This window comes from Deltaproteobacteria bacterium (assembly GCA_021737785.1).
Lineage (GTDB): Bacteria > Desulfobacterota > DSM-4660 > Desulfatiglandales > Desulfatiglandaceae > AUK324.
In genome coordinates, this window is record JAIPDI010000001.1 from 240,578 (window position 1) to 257,093 (window position 16,516).

Genomic DNA, 16,516 nt, shown 5'->3' on the forward strand with positions numbered 1-16,516 from the left:
GGTTTCATCAACACCGGGCACATTCCCGTGGCCTTTTGTGAGACAGCTGCTTTCGCCTATTCGGCTCCAGCTTATTTTTTGAGGATATCTTTCAAGAACTGTCCGGTATAGGACCCCTTGATCATCGCCACCTCCTCCGGGGATCCCGCCCCTACAATGGTGCCCCCTTTTTCACCCCCCTCCGGGCCGAGATCAATGATATGATCGGCCGTTTTGATAACATCCAGGTTATGCTCGATCACCACAACCGTGTTTTTCATCTCCACCAGGTAATTGAGCACCTCCAGCAGCTTCTGAATATCGGCGAAATGGAGACCTGTTGTGGGTTCGTCAAGGAGATACAACGTCCTTCCGGTATTGCGCTTGCTCAACTCCTTTGAAAGCTTGATCCGCTGGGCCTCCCCTCCGGAGAGGGTCGTGGCCTGCTGCCCCAATCGAATATAGCCCAATCCCACTTCCACGAGGGTCTTGAGCTTGTTCCGTATGCTCGGAACATTCTCGAAAAAGGCAAAGGCCTGGTTGACCGTCATATCCAGGATCTTGGCGATATGATATCCCTTGTAGGCGATCTCCAGGGTATCCCGGTTATACCGAAGCCCCTTGCACGCCTCACAGGTGACATAGACATCCGGGAGAAAATGCATTTCGATCTTGATGATCCCATCGCCCCTGCACGCCTCACATCTCCCCCCCTTGACGTTAAAACTGAATCGACCGGGCTTGTACCCCCGGGCCTTCGATTCGGGGAGCATGGAAAAGAGTTCCCGAATATGGGTAAATGCCCCCGTATAGGTGGCAGGGTTTGAACGGGGGGTCCTCCCGATGGGACTCTGGTCGATATTGATGACCTTGTCGAGGTGTTCCATCCCCCTGATCGCCCTGACAGGCCCCACCCTTTCCTTTGAACGGTACAGCCGCTGACTGAGGGCCGGATAGAGGACCCCGTTGATAAGGCTGCTCTTCCCGGAACCCGATACCCCTGTGACACAGGTAAAGGTCCCCAGCGGGATGGCAGCAACCACATCTTTCAGGTTGTTCTCCCGTGCACCATCTATGACTATCGCATTTCCGTTGCCCCGCCGCCGCTTCGCGGGAATAGGGATGGATTGCCTGCCGGACAGATAGGCGCCGGTCAGAGATTCCTTGTGAGACATTAATGCACCAGGGGGACCGTCAAAGACCACCTCGCCCCCCTTCATTCCCGCGCCGGGACCCATGTCGATGACATGGTCCGCCGACAGAATCGTCTCTGCGTCATGTTCCACCACCAAGACCGTGTTCCCCAATTCCTGGAGACGTCTCAGGTTCTGCAAAAGTCTCAAGTTATCTCTCTGGTGAAGACCGATGCTCGGTTCGTCCAGCACATAGAGTACCCCGGCAAGCCTCGAACTGATCTGAGTGGCGAGCCTGATCCGTTGATCCTCCCCCCCTGACAGGGTGCCGGATGAACGATCGAGGGTGAGGTAATCGAGTCCCACGCTCAACAAAAAACCGATCCGGTCCCGAATCTCCTTGAGCACCCTGCGGGCGATCAGCTCCTCCTTGGGATTCAGCTTCAGGACCTCGAAAAACCCATATGCCCCTTCAATGGAAAGGCCGGTCACCTCGTGGATGCCCTTTCCTCCCACCCTGACCGCCAGGCTGACCGGCTGCAGTCTCGCCCCCTGACAGACAGGACAGGGTCGGATACTCATATAGTTCTCGATCTCGTACCTCACCGGGTACGAATCTGTCTCATGATACCGCCGGTCCAGATTGGGGATAATCCCCTCAAAAGGACGTTTATATGAATACCTCCGGTTTTCCCTTTCAAAATAGAACTGGATCTCCTCTGATCCGGATCCATGGAAAAAAACATTCTGAATCGCCTTGGGGAGGTCTCTGAAAGGGGTATGAATACGGATCCCATAATGCTGGCACAGGGAGTCGAGCATCTGCTGGAAATGCACCGAATGCCGGTTCGCCCATGGTGCAATAGCCCCCTCTCTCAGAGAAAGGTCGGGATTCGGGACGATGAGCTCCGGATCGAAATATCGCTTGGTCCCCAGGCCGCTACACGCCTCGCAGGCCCCCTGGGGATTGTTGAAGGAAAACATCTGGGGGGTCAGATCAGGAATGCTGAGACCGCATTTGGGACAGACGGCCCTCTGGTTGAAGAAAAGGATCCTGCCGCCGACAACGTCCACAGCAGCCTTTCCACCTGAAAGGGAGAGGGTAAGCTCCAGCGAGTCGGTCAGACGTCTCCGAATATCCGGTTTAATGACGAGCCTGTCCACCACCACCCGGATCTCATGCTTCTTGTTCTTTTCAAGGGTGATCTCCTCGTCTAACGGCCTGACATCTCCGTCTATCATGACCCGGGTGAACCCATCCTTCCGGAGTCCCTGGAAAAGCTTCTGATAGGCGCCCTTCCGTCCCTCGATCAGGGGCGCCAGGATCTGGACCCTGCTCCCCTCTTCCAGGGCCATGATCTGGTCGACGATCTCCTGGGTGGTCTGGGAGCGGATTTCCAGACCGCATTCGGGGCAGTATGGCTGCCCGACCCGTGCAAAAAGGATCCGAAGGTAGTCGTATATTTCAGTGACCGTCCCCACGGTGGAACGGGGATTTCGGCTGGCGCTCCGCTGGTCAATGGCAATGGCCGGGGACAGCCCTTCGATGGAGTCCACATCCGGTTTGTCCATCTGCTCCAGGAACTGTCTGGCATAGGCGGAGAGCGACTCCACATACCGCCGCTGGCCCTCTGCATAGATGGTGTCAAAGGCCAGAGAGGACTTGCCTGAACCGGACAAACCGGTAATCACCACAAACCGGTTCCTCGGGATATCGAGGGAGATATCCTTGAGGTTGTGCTGTCTGGCCCCTCTGATTTTAATGGTGTCGGTCATAGGGTATTGGTCATGAGTTATCCGTTATCGGTGATCGGTGATATGCAAGGTTTCAGGGGCATCGAATTTATTGGGACACCGGATTTCTGAGTTTATCGGGTTTATTAAGATCGCAGAGGTCATCGGGTGCGCGGTTGCGCTCCCGGTTTTCGGCCATCAGCACCGCCGTTCGGATGGCGGCCTTGAGGCTGGAAGGATCGGCCTTTCCGGTCCCGGCGATATCATAGGCCGTGCCGTGGTCCACCGATGTTCGGATGATGGGAAGACCCAGGGTCACATTCACCGCATCGGAGAAATGGAGGAGCTTGAGGGGGATGAGCCCCTGATCGTGGTACATGGCCACCACTGCGTCGTATGCGCCGGATACCGCCTTGTGAAACAGGGTATCGGCGGGAAATGGCCCTTCCACCTGAAGGCCCTCTTTTTGGGCCTCCTCTACAGCGGGAGCAATGATGGTGGTCTCCTCATCCCCGAACAGCCCGGCCTCGCCCCCGTGGGGATTGAGGGCAGCTACGGCCAGGCGGGGACTCCGCAGCCCGAAATCCCGTCTCAGGGCCCTTTCGGTAATTCGAATCGTCTTGAGGACCCCGTCCCGGGTCAGAAGCTGCGGCACGTCCCTGACGGCGCAGTGGATGGTCACAAGGGTTACCCGAAGCCGATCTCCGGCCAGCATCATGACAACATCGGATGTGTCCGTCAGGTGGGCGATCAGTTGGGTGTGCCCCTCAAAGGCATATCCGGCCTCCTGCATCAACGCCTTGCTGATGGGGCAGGTAACCATACCGGCGATATCACCCCGCAGGGCCATTTCCACCGCCCGGATGATGTAGGCCACCATGGCCCGGCCCCCGGCCGCCGACGGTCTGCCGGGCAGGAACGCCCCATCCTCCAATTGGGAAACGGCCATCAGATCCACCACCCCGGGCCTTCCCCCGGCCTGATCCGGTGTCGGGATCACGTTCACCGACAATCCTCGTACACCCCCGAGGGAACAGCGCGAAAGGGCGGACAGGAAGACCCCGGGATCCCCCAGGACCACGGGCCGACAGCATTCATAGATGGTCTTGTCCACCAGGGTCATGGCAATGATCTCCGGACCGATTCCTGCAGGATCGCCCGTGGTAATCCCTATCAGCGGTAACCTATTCAACCATTTCCCTCCATTGAAAACGCAGGTATGGCATTCGCGCGATTCATGTATGTTGAAGGCGTCTCGATTTTCACACACAACAAAGCCCGGCCAAAAAAAAAGACCGGGCCCGGATCGAGTTGGATCTTGGCCGTTGCCTTACATCATGCCAAGTTCTTCCGGGGAGACCTCCTTTAATATGGAAACCTCATGGCTTTCCACGGCCCCTGCCCACTCCTGCATCATCTGCATCATTTCCGGATCAGCGATCATCCTGTCCATCAATGTCTCCATGCGGGCAAGGCTGTCCCAGTCGCTTTCAAATGTGAGGGTCTGCACTGCATCCCCGCCGCTGATATACACATACATCTTGAATGGAGGGTAACCGTTCTTCTCTCCCACTTCCTTAAAGCGTTTCATCAGCGGGCCGGCCTCTTTCCACTTTCCAACGGCAAATTTTACCTTTTCAACGACCTTGACTTTCATCCGTGCCTCCTGTGAATTATAAGGTTGTCGGGTCTTGACATACCACGACCGACCCGATGGAGCCTGGATACCGTCCGATGCCAATCCCGTCATGTCGCCGTCGCCACATCTTGTATAGAAACTACCAGTTTTGAGATCCGGTCTCAAGGGAAAAATAAGGGCTCGCCCGGGGTCTTTCATTCGACAAGAATCTCATCCACCTTCTTCTTGATCCTGGCAAAATGAGTCCCTTGCCAGTAGATCCTGTCACACCCGCTGCAATATGAATAGTCCTCGTGACAGGCCCTGGCCTTTGGGGGGATCCTGTCACATACGCTCTCCTTGGTGACCCTGGCGAGGGGGCTGTTGCACCGAAGACACCTTGAAAAAGGTACAATCACCCCACGCAGCGACAGCAAATCCATGATCCTCCTGATCTGCTCGACAGGGGTTCCGGGTCGCAGGAATATCCCCCGGGTGACGTCTCTGAATTTGAGGAGCTTTCTGCTCTTGGTCAGGATCGTCCTATTCTCTTCTCTGGATATCCGGACGATATCGGCCGGGGACAACCTTGGATCACAATAGACGTCCAGCCCCAGGGCCCGCATATATTTCACGATATCGCCGATGTTGACATCTGCAATGAACCGGGTTTGCCTGAGGGGCAGATCCCTTAGACGGGTCGCGTCCCGGATATCAAGGGATTCAAACACCGGATATACACTGACCCGGTCCTTATCCTGCACCATATATCCGAAATCCACCGATATCCCGTTCACTAAAATAAGATCCACTTCCGTGTGCGGCACGCCGATGGCCTCAATCATGTCCTTTACAGATTGTCTCCCTTTGAACACCCCTTTAAACTCCCGCCTACGGCGTTCCGGCGGCAGAAAATCATTCAGCTCTTCATAAAAACGGAAAGTCGCGGCCGGCATCCTCTATCCCCTTCGCTTTAAGGCTTCATGGTCCCGTCTGATTCTGGTCCGAATCACACCCCATCATCTTGTATTCAGTATACACCCTTTTTCCTGCCACCCCCAAACAATGACCGGCATCAGGACAGTATGATCTGCCCACCCGGCTGTCCATCGGCTTTTTTCTTGACCGGATCAGGCGGTTTCTTATATATATATCCGGTAATTTCCGAATGGCCCGGAGACCTCAAACGGCAGTTAGGATCAGCGTTTGGTTTGTAATAGTGATTCTCCCATCACGGAAAAGGCCTCTTCATGAAACGCTCTGCCCTGGCAGCAAGCCTGATCGCCACTGCCCTTCTCACCACGCTGGCCTACCATCTATTGAAGCCCGATTGGGTCCTGTTTCGTAAGGCGGAGGTCTACTTTTCCAAAAAGGCCTATGCAGAGGCCATCCCCTGCTACACCCGACTGCTCAAAAACGGGTTTGAAACACCGAGGCTCCTGAACCACCTGGGGACCTCCTATGTCGCCACCGGTCAATTTGCAGAAGCCGCAACGATCTTCGAGAACATCCTCAATCAGACCCCGCATAAACTGCCGGTCTTGAAGGAACTGGCCAATATCTACGTGGCCTTCGGCCGATTTAAAAATGCCATCACCCTCTATCAGAAGTTCCTTCAAAAGGAACCCGAAGACAGATCCGTCCGTATCCTTTTAGCAAGGGTTTTGTCCTGGTCCGATCGTTTTGATGAGGCCATTGTTCAATACAGAAAAGCCCTGGGAGAAGAAAAATGAAAAGCTCAAAAGTCCGATGTCTTCTGTTTGCATGCGTATTGCTGTCATGGCTCTGTCTGTTGGGGACACCCCCTGCCTTTTCAGAGGAAGCTACGCCAAAATTCCCCATTCCACTCATCACTCAAGGCACTTCACCCCCCGAATCACAGGGGGCCAATCCGGAGCAGGTGAAACCCGGAGAGGATATCCCGGACTGGGTCGCCCGTTGGGAGCTGGCCCGGGTCCTCAGTTATGTGAAGCGATACGATGAGTCAATTGCCGAATACGAAAAGGTCCTGAAAGAAAAGCCCGGGCTTACGGAAGCAAGGGTCGAGATGGCCAAGGTCCTTTTCTGGAAGGGCGATCAAAAGGCGGCAGCCCATATCCTGGAGCAGGTCCCGCCAAAAGACATCACCGGAGACACAAAGGTCCTGATGGCCGATCTTTTTGTGGCGCAAAAAGATTATGCAAAGGCAGAACCCCTGTACAGGGCCTACCTGGAGAGCCACTCCGAGGACCAGGCCGTGAGGCTCAAGCTGGCGGAAATGCTGAGCTGGCAGAGGAAATACGATGCATCCCTGGCTGAATTCCGAAAGATCCTGGAGGCACGGCCCGACGATATACAGGTGAGAAGGCGGTATGCCTTTGTGCTCATCTGGGCCGGTAAACATGCCGAAGCCGCTGCGGAACTGAAGAAAACCCTGGATTGAGTCGGTGCTGCCAGGGAGCTTTCAACAATGACGGTCTTGATAGGACAATCCTCATGGATCAGGCGGATGGATATATGGCATTGGTTCTCTTGACGACATTGCTGACGTGCCTCGGAAGGGCGACGTCTTTCCGCCTCCCAAAGGATCTGCCTCAGCGCACGCCAACATCAAGAATAGGACGGAGATACGGATACATCCTCTTCTTCACCATCCTGTGTACCTCCCTGATTGCTCCATACTCGGTATACGCGCTCCGGTCCCCCCGGTCGATGGTTGACTTGACCGGCCTGACATGGGAGAGAACCCCGCGGGGAATAGATGCCGTTATCTCTCTTTCCGGGCCGCTGAAATTCCAGGAAAACCGATTGCAGAACCCGGAGAGGGTTTTTCTTGACCTGAACCATGCAAAAATCCGGACCGGGGTCCAACGAAATTACGGCATCAACCATCCTCTTCTGAAGGCCATCAGGGTGGGTCAGTTCGACCGAGAGACGGTAAGGATCGTGTTTGATCTTGGTGCAGACCATAACAGGATCAATGCCGTTTTTCTCGAAGATCCATATCGAATTACGGTTCGCATCCACAACAAAATCGAAAAGGAGGAGACGGCGCATAAGCCGCCGGCGCACACCCCCGATGGGCTGATCCCCAAAGACCAGTGGATCACCGATACGGACGCCCGACTGGCCCTTGCCAGGATTCTCTCCTACGACGATGCCACCCTGGATGAATCGCTCAACGCATACAGGATCCTTCTCCGTCAGAAACCTGAAGACCCCCTCATCGTCCTGGAGATGGCGCGTGTCCTCATCCGGAAAGGGGATACCCGAGAGGCCGTTTCCCTTGCCGGGAGTATTCAACGAACGGCCCTGAATAACCCTGAAACCCTGGTTGCCCTGGCTGACCTGGAGGCAAGTCTCGGACACGCTGCGCGATGCCGCGACCTCTATCTGGAGGCCATTCGACGTAGCGATCGGCCCGAGACCATCCGGCTCGAACTGGCGGACCGGATGAATATGTGGGGGGATTTTTACGGGGCCGAAAGGATTTACCGCGAGCATCTTCATGCCCACCCTCAAGACAGGGAGGCAGCCCTCCGGTTGGCCGCCCTTCTGAGAAGTCAGGAGCGGTTTGCCGAATCAGAAGGGATCTACAAACAAATGCTTCCGAAATCCCCTGATTCAGGCGAAATCCTCATGGGGCTTGCCCAGTTAAAACGCCTGGAGAAAAATTTCCGTACATCCGAGAAATATGTTGACCGACTGCTTGAGCGTGACCCCGATAATCCCCAAGGTCTTCTCCTGAAGGCGGATATCCTGTTCCTCCAAAAGCGATATGAGGATGCACTGGCAATCTACTCGAGATTGTCAAAGATGCCGTGCTGCCGCGTCAAGGGCCTTATCGGCATGGGAAAGACCTATCTGGAACAGGGAAAAGACGACCTTGCCCGCCCCTGCTTTAAAAAAGCCCTCGGGGTTGATCCACAGGATATAGAAGCCCGATTTTATGCGGTGGGGTCAAATACGGCCACATCCGAGGACTTTGTGAACGCCCTGTTGCGGGATAAGGACCTCTCGGCCATGACACTGGAAAGATGGGCGAGGCTGTATGCAATGCACGGGTTCAACGAAATTGCCATCCAGTGTTACAATGCCTCTATAGAGCGCGACCCAGACTATTTCCCATCACAGATCGGCCTGGCTGAAGTCCTCGCCATCGATCACCGGTACGATCCGGCTGGGGAACGGTTCGATGCCCTCTCACAGGTATTTCCCGGCAACCGGAAGATTCTCATGGGCTGGGCCAGGGCCCTGGGGTGGGGCCGACAGTACAATAAATCCATCGCGTTATATGACAACATCCATGATATGGCCCCCGCTGATCCGGTCCCTCAAATCGAAAAGGCCCGCACGGCCGTATGGGCCAAAAAGATGGATCAGGCCTTCGATGCCTACAAGGCGCTTGTGACGCCCCCTGTTGACGCACAACTGGCCCAATCTCTGAGGCCTGTTGCTGAGGTATCCGGCAATCCTGAATTGATTGCCGCTGTAAATCGCCTGGCTGAGAATGCGGCGCAGGGATCGGTCTTTCAAGGGTTTGAGGCGTTCAATAATGAGCTGACAAATCTGAAGTCTTCCCTCTCCCCGGATACAAACAGCCAGATCGACGCCATACGGGCCCGGCTTTACCCCGCGTTCGCCATCCAAAAGGCGGCATACCTCGAAGAAGAGAGCAAACGTCTTACATGGAATCGACGGCCCACCCAGGCCATGGATGCCTATGAGGAATTACTCGCTTTTTCGCCGGGAAACCAGGAGGCGATCTTCGATTACGCCCAACTCCAGTGTGCCCTGGGCCTGTGCAATCGTGAAGAAACGACCTACCGGCGACTCCTGGATATGGACAAATTCCACAGCCTGGCAGGGAGGGCCATGAAACGCCTGGAGATCCGTCGCAGCCCCTCTCTCAAATTGGGACAGATCTACTGGTCCGAACGCGGGAGAGACGGGCTGACCGAGATCGACCGGTATCGCACCGACCTGGGGGTGGACGTGCCCATCGACTGCCGGTTTCATCTCAAACTCATCGGCCATCACTGGGTCGAGCACCCGAGCTATACCCATGACTCCTACAAGGCGAACGGCTTTACCCTCGGCGTCAGCGGCGTATTGAACCCCTATATCAAAGGAGAGGCAGGCTGGACCAAGAAGATCTATAGAGACGGCCGATTCGAGAACACCGATACGGGTTACGGCCGTATCTGGGTGAATCTGAAAGACTATGTCACGGTCGGTCTGGGGTATGACCGAACCGATGAACTCTACAACTATTTCGGAATCAGACAGGGGATACAGGCCGATGCCTGGTGGCTGACCCTCAATTCCCATATCACCCGGCGGCTGGAGCTTCTGGGACAGGCCAGATACCTGAGCTACAGCGATAACAATGACGGCCTGCACTACATGGCAGGCGCGGGGTATTCATTTACCGACCATCCCAGGATATTCAAGGTCGCCTTGACCGGAGAATATCGCAATACTCGAAAACAGGACGTGTACGACTATGAAAACGGCGTTCTTGTTGACATCACCCATCCCTATTGGACCCCGAAAGACTATTACGCGGGAGCCGTTACATTTGAATGGTATCATGACCTTTCGAAACTCCTGTTCTGCGGCAGCCAGCTCCATTTTTACGATCTGGCCGTGGCCGTGGGGACCGATACGGAGCATAATCCGTCCATTGAACTCCGGGGCGAATGGCACTATGAGTTCCTCGATCACTGGACATTCAGCATCAAGGGCCTGATCCACCGTTCCAAGCTGTGGGATGCGGAAGGCGTCTGGGCCGATATCAAGTATCAGTTTTGAAGCAGGGAGCGGGGAGCAGGGAGCAGGGAGCGACGAGGCGGAAGCTGAAAGCAACGAGCAAGCAGAGGCGCAAGGGGATTAATCCAGTAACCAGGATCCAGTATCCAGCATCGAACATCCAGTTTAACGCCATGACAAAAGAGTCGCCATACCGGCTGGGCCGTATAGGACTCCTTCTTCTTCCGATGGGGGTTATCCTCCTGGCCGTGGTGTATCTCCTGGTAAGGACCTTTCTCTTTCTGATCCTGGATTATCACTGGTATGAAAAGATTGCGGCACTTTTTCTCCTATTCGCCGAAACCTTTATTATCATTCATGGCATCGGCTATTTTCTCGAAATATTCCATATCGTCGTCCGTGGAAAAGGCCTGGTTCAGACTGATGAGGACCCGCCGCCGCTCGAAACCTATCCGCCCGTGGCCATCATTGTGTCTTCCTTTAATGAACCTCTCGAGGTCGTAGAGGATACCTTGATCACCTTTTACAATCTCGCCTACCCCAACAAACGTATCTACTTTCTGGACGACACGCGATATGATCTCCCCGACCGGGACCCTGAGGAGCGAAGCCGCTACCGGGAGGCGATCGACGAAATGTGTCGGCGCATCGGGGTGTGTCTTTTCCGGCGGCAATGGCGCGGCGCCAAGGCAGGCATGATCAATGATTTCCTCGACCATATCGAGGGAAATCCAAAGGAAGGGTTCGAATGTCACGATTATTCAGGCACGGAAAAACCCGAAAAGGAAAAATACATCGTGGTGTTCGACGCCGACCAGAACCCGTTGCCCGAATTTGTGGAGCCCCTGGTGGCCAGGATGGAGGCAACCCCCCGGCTGGCCTTTATTCAGACCCCTCAGTATTATACCAATTTTGAGTCCAACCGGATTGCGCGGGCCGCAGGTCTGCAGCAGGCGGTATTTTACGAATACATCTGCGAGGGGAAGAGCCTCACCGATGCCATGTTCTGCTGCGGCACCAATGTCATCTTCAGACGCGAGGCCCTGATGGATGTGGGGGGATTTGATGAGACATCGGTGACCGAAGACTTTGCAACCTCCTTGAAGTTCCACCTCAAGGGATGGAAGTCCGCCTATATCGGCAAGGTGCTGGCGTTCGGGATGGGTCCTGAGGATCTGGGCGGATACTTCAAGCAGCAGTTCCGATGGGCCCTCGGCACAATAGGCCTGCTCAGAGAGATCGTCCGGGTCTTCATGCACAACCCCAGACAGCTGGTCTTTGTAAAGTGGTGGGAATATTTCCTGTCAAGCACCCATTACTTCATCGGCCTGGTTTTTTTGATACTGGTCCTCTGTCCACTCCTGTACTTGTTTCTGGACGTGCCCAGCTATTTTGCAAGGCCGGAAATCTATGCGATTTTTTTTATTCCCTATTTTGTCCTCACCATTATGATTTTTTTCTGGACCCTGAGGCAACGCAGCTATCTTTTCAAAGATGTGATCCAGGGACAGCTTTTGATGGCCGTTACCTTTCCGGTTTATATCAAGGCGTCCATACTGGGACTCCTGGGGGTCAAAGGCACCTTCGGCATCACGCCCAAGAGCGGCGCCCTCCAATTGCCGCTCAAGGCCCTCTGGATTCAGCTCTCCATGGCCGTCCTGACTTTTTCGGCAGTCATCTGGGGCATCAACCGGATCATCTACGAACGGGAGCCCATAGCCGCCCTTATTGTCAATATGTTCTGGTGTTTTTATCATTTTCTGATATTGTCTTCGGTGCTCTACTTTAACACCCCTGAAGAGGACTGAATCCATGATATCCCGGAATTACCGGCTGTTGCCCTGGCTTTCCATCCTGCTCCTCTTTCCGCCGCTGCTTGGGGCCGAATCGCGCCCGCAGGATTCCCGCCCGTTCTTCTTCGGCGTGGCCCTGGATGGATATCCGATCACCAAAGAACGCTTAATAGAGACAGGGGAGGAGATCGCGGTAACGCCTCAGATGGTGGTTTTCTTTCTTCAGTGGCCCCCCATCGGAGACCAGACATCCAGCCGGTTTCCAAAGGGAAGCCTGGATGCCATCTGGCACTCCGGGGCCATTCCCTGCCTGACCTGGGAGCCCATGTATTTCAGCGAGGGTCGTGAGATCATGGTTCCCTGGAAAGCCATTGTCCACGGGGCATACGATGAATACCTGAAGGGATTTGCCCGGGAGGCGGCATCGTGGAACCGGCCGTTCATGATACGATTCGGCCACGAGATGAACATTGCGCGGTATCACTGGGGAACCGACCCTTCTGGATACGGTCCTGAAAGCCCCTCCACCTACAAACGGATGTTCAGATATGTCGTAACCCTGTTTCAAGAGGCCGGTGCGGACAATGCGGTATGGGTCTTCTGCCCCAATGCGGAATCGGTGCCCAATGTTTCCTATGATCCGACCGCCTCTTGGAATCGGGTGGAGGCATACTATCCCGGATCGGCATACGTTGATATCCTGGGGATGGATGGCTACAATTGGGGAACCACCCAGACAAAGGCGGCCAACGGATGGGACAGCCAGTGGAGAGAGTTCGATGACATATTCCGTCCCGCCTGGGAAAAGCTGCGTGGGTTAGCCCCGAACAAGCCTGTTTTCGTCTTTGAGACGGCCAGTGTCAATCAGGGGGGCGATAAGGGGTTGTGGATCAAGAATGCATTTGAGACGGCAAGGGGATGGGAACTCAACGGCCTTGTGTGGTTTCACGTCAATAAGGAAACCGACTGGCGCATCAACAGGGGGCAAGCGGCCTTATACGGGAATCTCCCGGGGCCGACCCGGTGTTCCCCCCATGGATGGATCAGGGGGTTTAGAAAATGACCAAGGAAGAATTAATCCGCCATATTCAAGAGGGCATTAAGACGGAGGAGAGCGCCATTACCATCTATGCCAGGCACCTTGCGGCGATTGTGGGTCGAAGCGGGCTTCCGGAATCCCGGCTCTCTCAGGTAAAAAAGACCCTCGATATTCTCATCGAGGCAAACAGGGAACACAAAAACCTGCTGGATACTCTTTTGAGGCGGATCCAGGGAGAATCCATCGATGTTTACTGAAGACGATCTCTTGAGTTATTTCGATCAAATCCAGAAGATCGAAACCAAGATGTACGAGACCTACCACTATCTCCACGATCAACTGAGCCATCCAGAGTACAAAAAAATATTCGGCCAGTTGGCCCGTGATGAAAAGGCCCACGATATGCTGATTCAGGATCTTAAGGATCTATTGGTCGGATAAGCCGGGCGTGCGCACCATGGTGATCGCCATAAGCACCGCATCCTTTGAAAGAATGTCCATTGGCGGTCATGGCTGAATCCGTCAGCCATGGCCGCCGTTTTTTATCCCGGGACAGGAACCTGGGGACCCGCTTACTTATATCCCGCTGAAACCACTGCCGTATCCAGGTTGCTCACGAATTGGAATGAATCATCGAGCAGGGCCGCATAAAAGGTATATTCCTTGAAGGGGATACTTGTGATCGGCACGGAAAGCACTTTTTCATAAAAGGTCTCCGATGGATTGGTGCGAAAGGGCGCAGGGGATGTGCTGAGACCGGGAAGATAGCGAAGGACGCCGTCATACAATACGGCGATGTAGAGGGATGCGCCCTGCGGGATGTCCCCCTTGATGAACAACATGAGATCCAGCGTAAAGCCCTCGCCCAGACCGGCTGAAATACTCACCGTGGCGGTCTGCTTTTCCGATCTTACGATCTGAACGGTTTTTTCACCGGCACGACCCGAACTCGTGCCGAATGCGCAGATAATAACCGTCCCCTCGCTGATCCCTTCAAGCTCTCCTGTGTCGCGGTTCAGCCTGGCGACCTCTGTGCTACTGGAACTGGAATAGATGATCACCCAGCTGTAGCTTTCACTTGCGACACCCCCCGTGGTTGCGGAAAAGACCACCTTGCTGCCGATGGCCACCTTGTCCGGCCCTGAAATGCCCACATCGCCGTTTTCATTGGCGACAACCTCCACATGGAGTTGGGCCTGACGCTCTGCCCCGGTGTTGTTGCCTGCGACCCGGATTCCTATAATTCCTGGGCTGACAGCGGTTAAAACGCCGTTTTCAATGGTCGCGCAATCATTTGTCCTGTACCCCCACCACCACTCATAACTGCTGTCGGTCCCCCCCACGGTCTCGACGGTATAGGTCACGGTGTCGCCGACGTGCACCACGTCAGGGCCTTCAAGCACCAGGTAAGGTTGTTCCGCAGCGTATGCCGCTGCCGCCAGTATCAGACTCATTCCAAAAAAAAGTGAGCCCATCTTCAGATAGAACTTTTTCATCTTCTATTTTTCCTTTCGTTGGCTTTAGTTGAATCGATATCCTATTTTTTGCGAAAAGGGACCATACCGGAGCCTGAATTGGATGTCAATGACTAAAATGACGGTCAATTATCCAGATGGGACTCAGGGGGCGGGACGAATGCGCTCACGAACTCTTTTTCGGGGAGGACGCGTAGAAGGTCTTGAGCGAATCATGTAATTTCTGTGGCAGGGGCGGTGCAACATAGGTGTCTGTCACTACCTCGATATATGCGCCGCTGCCGCAGCTCTCCGCTTTCCAAATGGCCGCATCGAGTTCACCACAGGTGGTGGCACGGGCAGTGAACCAGTTGTCGCAGCCCAGGGCTTCGGGCAAAAGATGGTAGCGCCACTCCGCCAGATCGTTGTAGTAGATGTCAGGGTCTTTGCAGAGGAGCCGTTCGATGAGATAGCCGTTGTTGTTGAGCACGAAGATAATCGGCTTCAGACCATAGCGGCAAAACATGCTGACCTCCTGGGCGGTGAGCTGATGGGCGCCTTCGCCGGTGACCAAGACGGTTCGCCGGCCTTCATCCGCCAGGGCCGCGCCAAAGGCTGCGGGCGTGGCCCAGCCGATGGCGCCCCACAGGGTCTGATTTTGAAACGTCGATCCCTCCGGCATGTCGGCGAAGCCGAGACCCATGGAAGCGGTTCCTGTCTCCGCAATGAGGACATCTCCCGGCCTTAAAAATTGCTGCCATCTCGGGTAGAGATACTCAGCGGTGATCCTGTCATCCGGATTCCCTTTTGGCGCTCCAAGCCCATGGGCCAGGGGACCTTTTACATCCGTTCTCCTCGGAATCCTTTTTGCCAACGCCTCCAGCACATCCCGCATTTCCACATTGGAATATCCGGCATGACCCACCCGCACATGGTGATGCATGATGTTGATGCTCCTGGCGCGGTCGATTCTCGCTGTGAATGCACCCGAGTTCAGGTCCGTCATGAGAGCGCCGATTTGGATGACGCAGTCGCATCCTTCCACAAACTCGCGGACCTCCTCGTTCATGAGCCGTCCATCATACATGCCGACATAATTCGGGTGGGTCTCGTCCAGCACGCATTTATCCATGAACATGGTGGCGAAGGGGAGTCCTGAAGCAGTCACCACATCTGCTGCGTGCTTCCCGAGCCCGCAGCGGGAAAGGATGACCCCTGGAAGGACGCAGGCGGATTTGGCACGGGTCACGCTGTCAATAATGGCGTCCACGGCTGTTTCGAGGACCGGTGGATCGCTCTCGCAAGTGCCGATCGCCGGTGCCGTGCCGTTCACCGGCATATCCGCATAATCCGCGGGAAAGGCCATGTAGACCGGCCGGCGGTGATAAAGCGCCGCTGCGATCAATCGTTCCGTCTCGCAGAGGCAGTTATCCGGGGTCAAGATGGCGCGCCCGCAGACCACGGGCTCGGTCATATGGTAAAACAGATCGAATTGGCCGTTGCCGAGGGTATGATGGACCAGCTTACGGGATTTCTGGGTCCCGCTTGCAGGCATCCCTACCAGGTGAAAGACCGGAAGGTGTTCGGCGTAGGAACCGGCAATTCCATTGATGGCGCTGAGTTCCCCCACGCCGTAGGTGGTGCATAGCGCTGCGACGCCCCGAATGCGGGCATATCCGTCGGCTGCATAGGCGGCATTCAGTTCATTGCAGTCACCGATCCAGCGGAAATCACCGTCCTGGCAGATGGCGTCATTGACCGGGAAGGAAAAATCTCCCGGTACCCCAAAGATATCGGTCACGCCAAGGGCGAAAAGACGGGAAAGCACATATTGTATCACTGTCTGACGCATATTGTATTCCCACATTTGCCCCTGACATGCAAGCCGACTTTCTCCCTGCGCATCGCTCAAAAAAAACACCTTCTCAACGGCTCGATCTCTTTAAAGGGCAGAAATAAATCTTTCACGAGCCGGAGAAGATTGCCTTTGTATCCCATTTCGTAAAAACAGCAAT

Annotated in this window: 13 protein-coding genes; 7 read left to right on the forward strand and 6 right to left on the reverse strand. The window is 55.0% G+C overall.

Translation table 11 applies throughout. The features are described from left to right. Window positions 1-71 precede the first annotated feature (71 nt). From uvrA to K9N21_01225, 4 genes are all read right to left on the reverse strand, one after another. Window positions 72-2,888 (reverse strand): excinuclease ABC subunit UvrA, encoded by a 2,817-nt coding sequence (gene uvrA / locus K9N21_01210; protein ID MCF8142516.1) that lies wholly within the window; start codon window positions 2,886-2,888, stop codon window positions 72-74. Window positions 2,889-2,955: 67 nt separating this feature from the next. Next, on the reverse strand, window positions 2,956-4,038 hold the full coding sequence (gene pdxA / locus K9N21_01215; GenBank protein MCF8142517.1) for a 4-hydroxythreonine-4-phosphate dehydrogenase PdxA: 1,083 nt from the start codon (window positions 4,036-4,038) through the stop codon (window positions 2,956-2,958). 138 nt (window positions 4,039-4,176) lie between these two features. Continuing rightward, the gene (locus tag K9N21_01220; protein MCF8142518.1) at window positions 4,177-4,503 is read right to left on the reverse strand and encodes a hypothetical protein; all 327 of its coding nucleotides are present in this window, start codon (window positions 4,501-4,503) and stop codon (window positions 4,177-4,179) included. A gap of 176 nt (window positions 4,504-4,679) precedes the next feature. Continuing rightward, complete coding sequence (locus tag K9N21_01225; GenBank protein ID MCF8142519.1) at window positions 4,680-5,420, reverse strand: Mut7-C ubiquitin/RNAse domain-containing protein; 741 nt, start codon at window positions 5,418-5,420, stop codon at window positions 4,680-4,682. 294 nt (window positions 5,421-5,714) lie between these two features. Between K9N21_01225 and K9N21_01230 the strand changes: the two genes are divergently transcribed. The 7 genes from K9N21_01230 to K9N21_01260 all read left to right on the forward strand — a co-directional run bounded on the left by K9N21_01230 (window position 5,715) and on the right by K9N21_01260 (window position 13,488). Beyond that, the gene (locus K9N21_01230; GenBank protein ID MCF8142520.1) at window positions 5,715-6,197 is read left to right on the forward strand and encodes a tetratricopeptide repeat protein; all 483 of its coding nucleotides are present in this window, start codon (window positions 5,715-5,717) and stop codon (window positions 6,195-6,197) included. After that, complete coding sequence (locus K9N21_01235) at window positions 6,194-6,886, forward strand: tetratricopeptide repeat protein (protein MCF8142521.1); 693 nt, start codon at window positions 6,194-6,196, stop codon at window positions 6,884-6,886. The genes K9N21_01230 and K9N21_01235 overlap by 4 nt, the downstream gene beginning before the upstream one ends. 53 nt (window positions 6,887-6,939) lie before the next feature. Next, window positions 6,940-10,257 carry a tetratricopeptide repeat protein gene (locus tag K9N21_01240; GenBank protein ID MCF8142522.1) on the forward strand — a complete coding sequence of 1,106 codons (3,318 nt, stop codon included), beginning with the start codon at window positions 6,940-6,942 and terminating at the stop codon, window positions 10,255-10,257. Window positions 10,258-10,388: 131 nt separating this feature from the next. Then, window positions 10,389-12,023, forward strand: a complete 1,635-nt coding sequence (locus K9N21_01245; GenBank protein ID MCF8142523.1) for a glycosyltransferase — start codon at window positions 10,389-10,391, stop codon at window positions 12,021-12,023. A 4-nt stretch (window positions 12,024-12,027) separates the two neighbouring features. Beyond that, entirely contained in the window at window positions 12,028-13,071 is a 1,044-nt protein-coding gene (locus K9N21_01250; GenBank protein MCF8142524.1) for an endoglucanase, read from the forward strand. Further along, a complete protein-coding gene (locus K9N21_01255; protein MCF8142525.1) occupies window positions 13,068-13,304 on the forward strand; it encodes a hypothetical protein in 237 nt (78 codons plus the stop codon). Before K9N21_01250 ends, K9N21_01255 begins: the two co-directional genes overlap by 4 nt. After that, window positions 13,294-13,488 carry a hypothetical protein gene (locus K9N21_01260; GenBank protein MCF8142526.1) on the forward strand — a complete coding sequence of 65 codons (195 nt, stop codon included), beginning with the start codon at window positions 13,294-13,296 and terminating at the stop codon, window positions 13,486-13,488. The genes K9N21_01255 and K9N21_01260 overlap by 11 nt, the downstream gene beginning before the upstream one ends. Window positions 13,489-13,619: 131 nt before the next feature. Here the strand turns inward: K9N21_01260 and K9N21_01265 are convergent, their stop codons facing one another. Next, the gene (locus tag K9N21_01265; GenBank protein MCF8142527.1) at window positions 13,620-14,543 is read right to left on the reverse strand and encodes a hypothetical protein; all 924 of its coding nucleotides are present in this window, start codon (window positions 14,541-14,543) and stop codon (window positions 13,620-13,622) included. Window positions 14,544-14,688: 145 nt separating this feature from the next. Further along, a complete protein-coding gene (locus K9N21_01270; protein ID MCF8142528.1) occupies window positions 14,689-16,353 on the reverse strand; it encodes an alpha-keto acid decarboxylase family protein in 1,665 nt (554 codons plus the stop codon). Between the last annotated feature and the right edge of the window lie 163 nt (window positions 16,354-16,516).

Coding starts and splice junctions, on each gene's coding strand:
- uvrA (MCF8142516.1), bottom strand. CDS start 2,888: ATGACCGACACCATTAAAATCAGAGGGGCCAGACAGCACAACCTCAAG.
- K9N21_01220 (MCF8142518.1), bottom strand. CDS start 4,503: ATGAAAGTCAAGGTCGTTGAAAAGGTAAAATTTGCCGTTGGAAAGTGG.
- K9N21_01225 (MCF8142519.1), bottom strand. CDS start 5,420: ATGCCGGCCGCGACTTTCCGTTTTTATGAAGAGCTGAATGATTTTCTG.
- K9N21_01230 (MCF8142520.1), top strand. CDS start 5,715: ATGAAACGCTCTGCCCTGGCAGCAAGCCTGATCGCCACTGCCCTTCTC.
- K9N21_01235 (MCF8142521.1), top strand. CDS start 6,194: ATGAAAAGCTCAAAAGTCCGATGTCTTCTGTTTGCATGCGTATTGCTG.
- K9N21_01240 (MCF8142522.1), top strand. CDS start 6,940: ATGGATCAGGCGGATGGATATATGGCATTGGTTCTCTTGACGACATTG.
- K9N21_01245 (MCF8142523.1), top strand. CDS start 10,389: ATGACAAAAGAGTCGCCATACCGGCTGGGCCGTATAGGACTCCTTCTT.
- K9N21_01250 (MCF8142524.1), top strand. CDS start 12,028: ATGATATCCCGGAATTACCGGCTGTTGCCCTGGCTTTCCATCCTGCTC.
- K9N21_01255 (MCF8142525.1), top strand. CDS start 13,068: ATGACCAAGGAAGAATTAATCCGCCATATTCAAGAGGGCATTAAGACG.
- K9N21_01260 (MCF8142526.1), top strand. CDS start 13,294: ATGTTTACTGAAGACGATCTCTTGAGTTATTTCGATCAAATCCAGAAG.
- K9N21_01265 (MCF8142527.1), bottom strand. CDS start 14,543: ATGAAAAAGTTCTATCTGAAGATGGGCTCACTTTTTTTTGGAATGAGT.
- K9N21_01270 (MCF8142528.1), bottom strand. CDS start 16,353: ATGCGTCAGACAGTGATACAATATGTGCTTTCCCGTCTTTTCGCCCTT.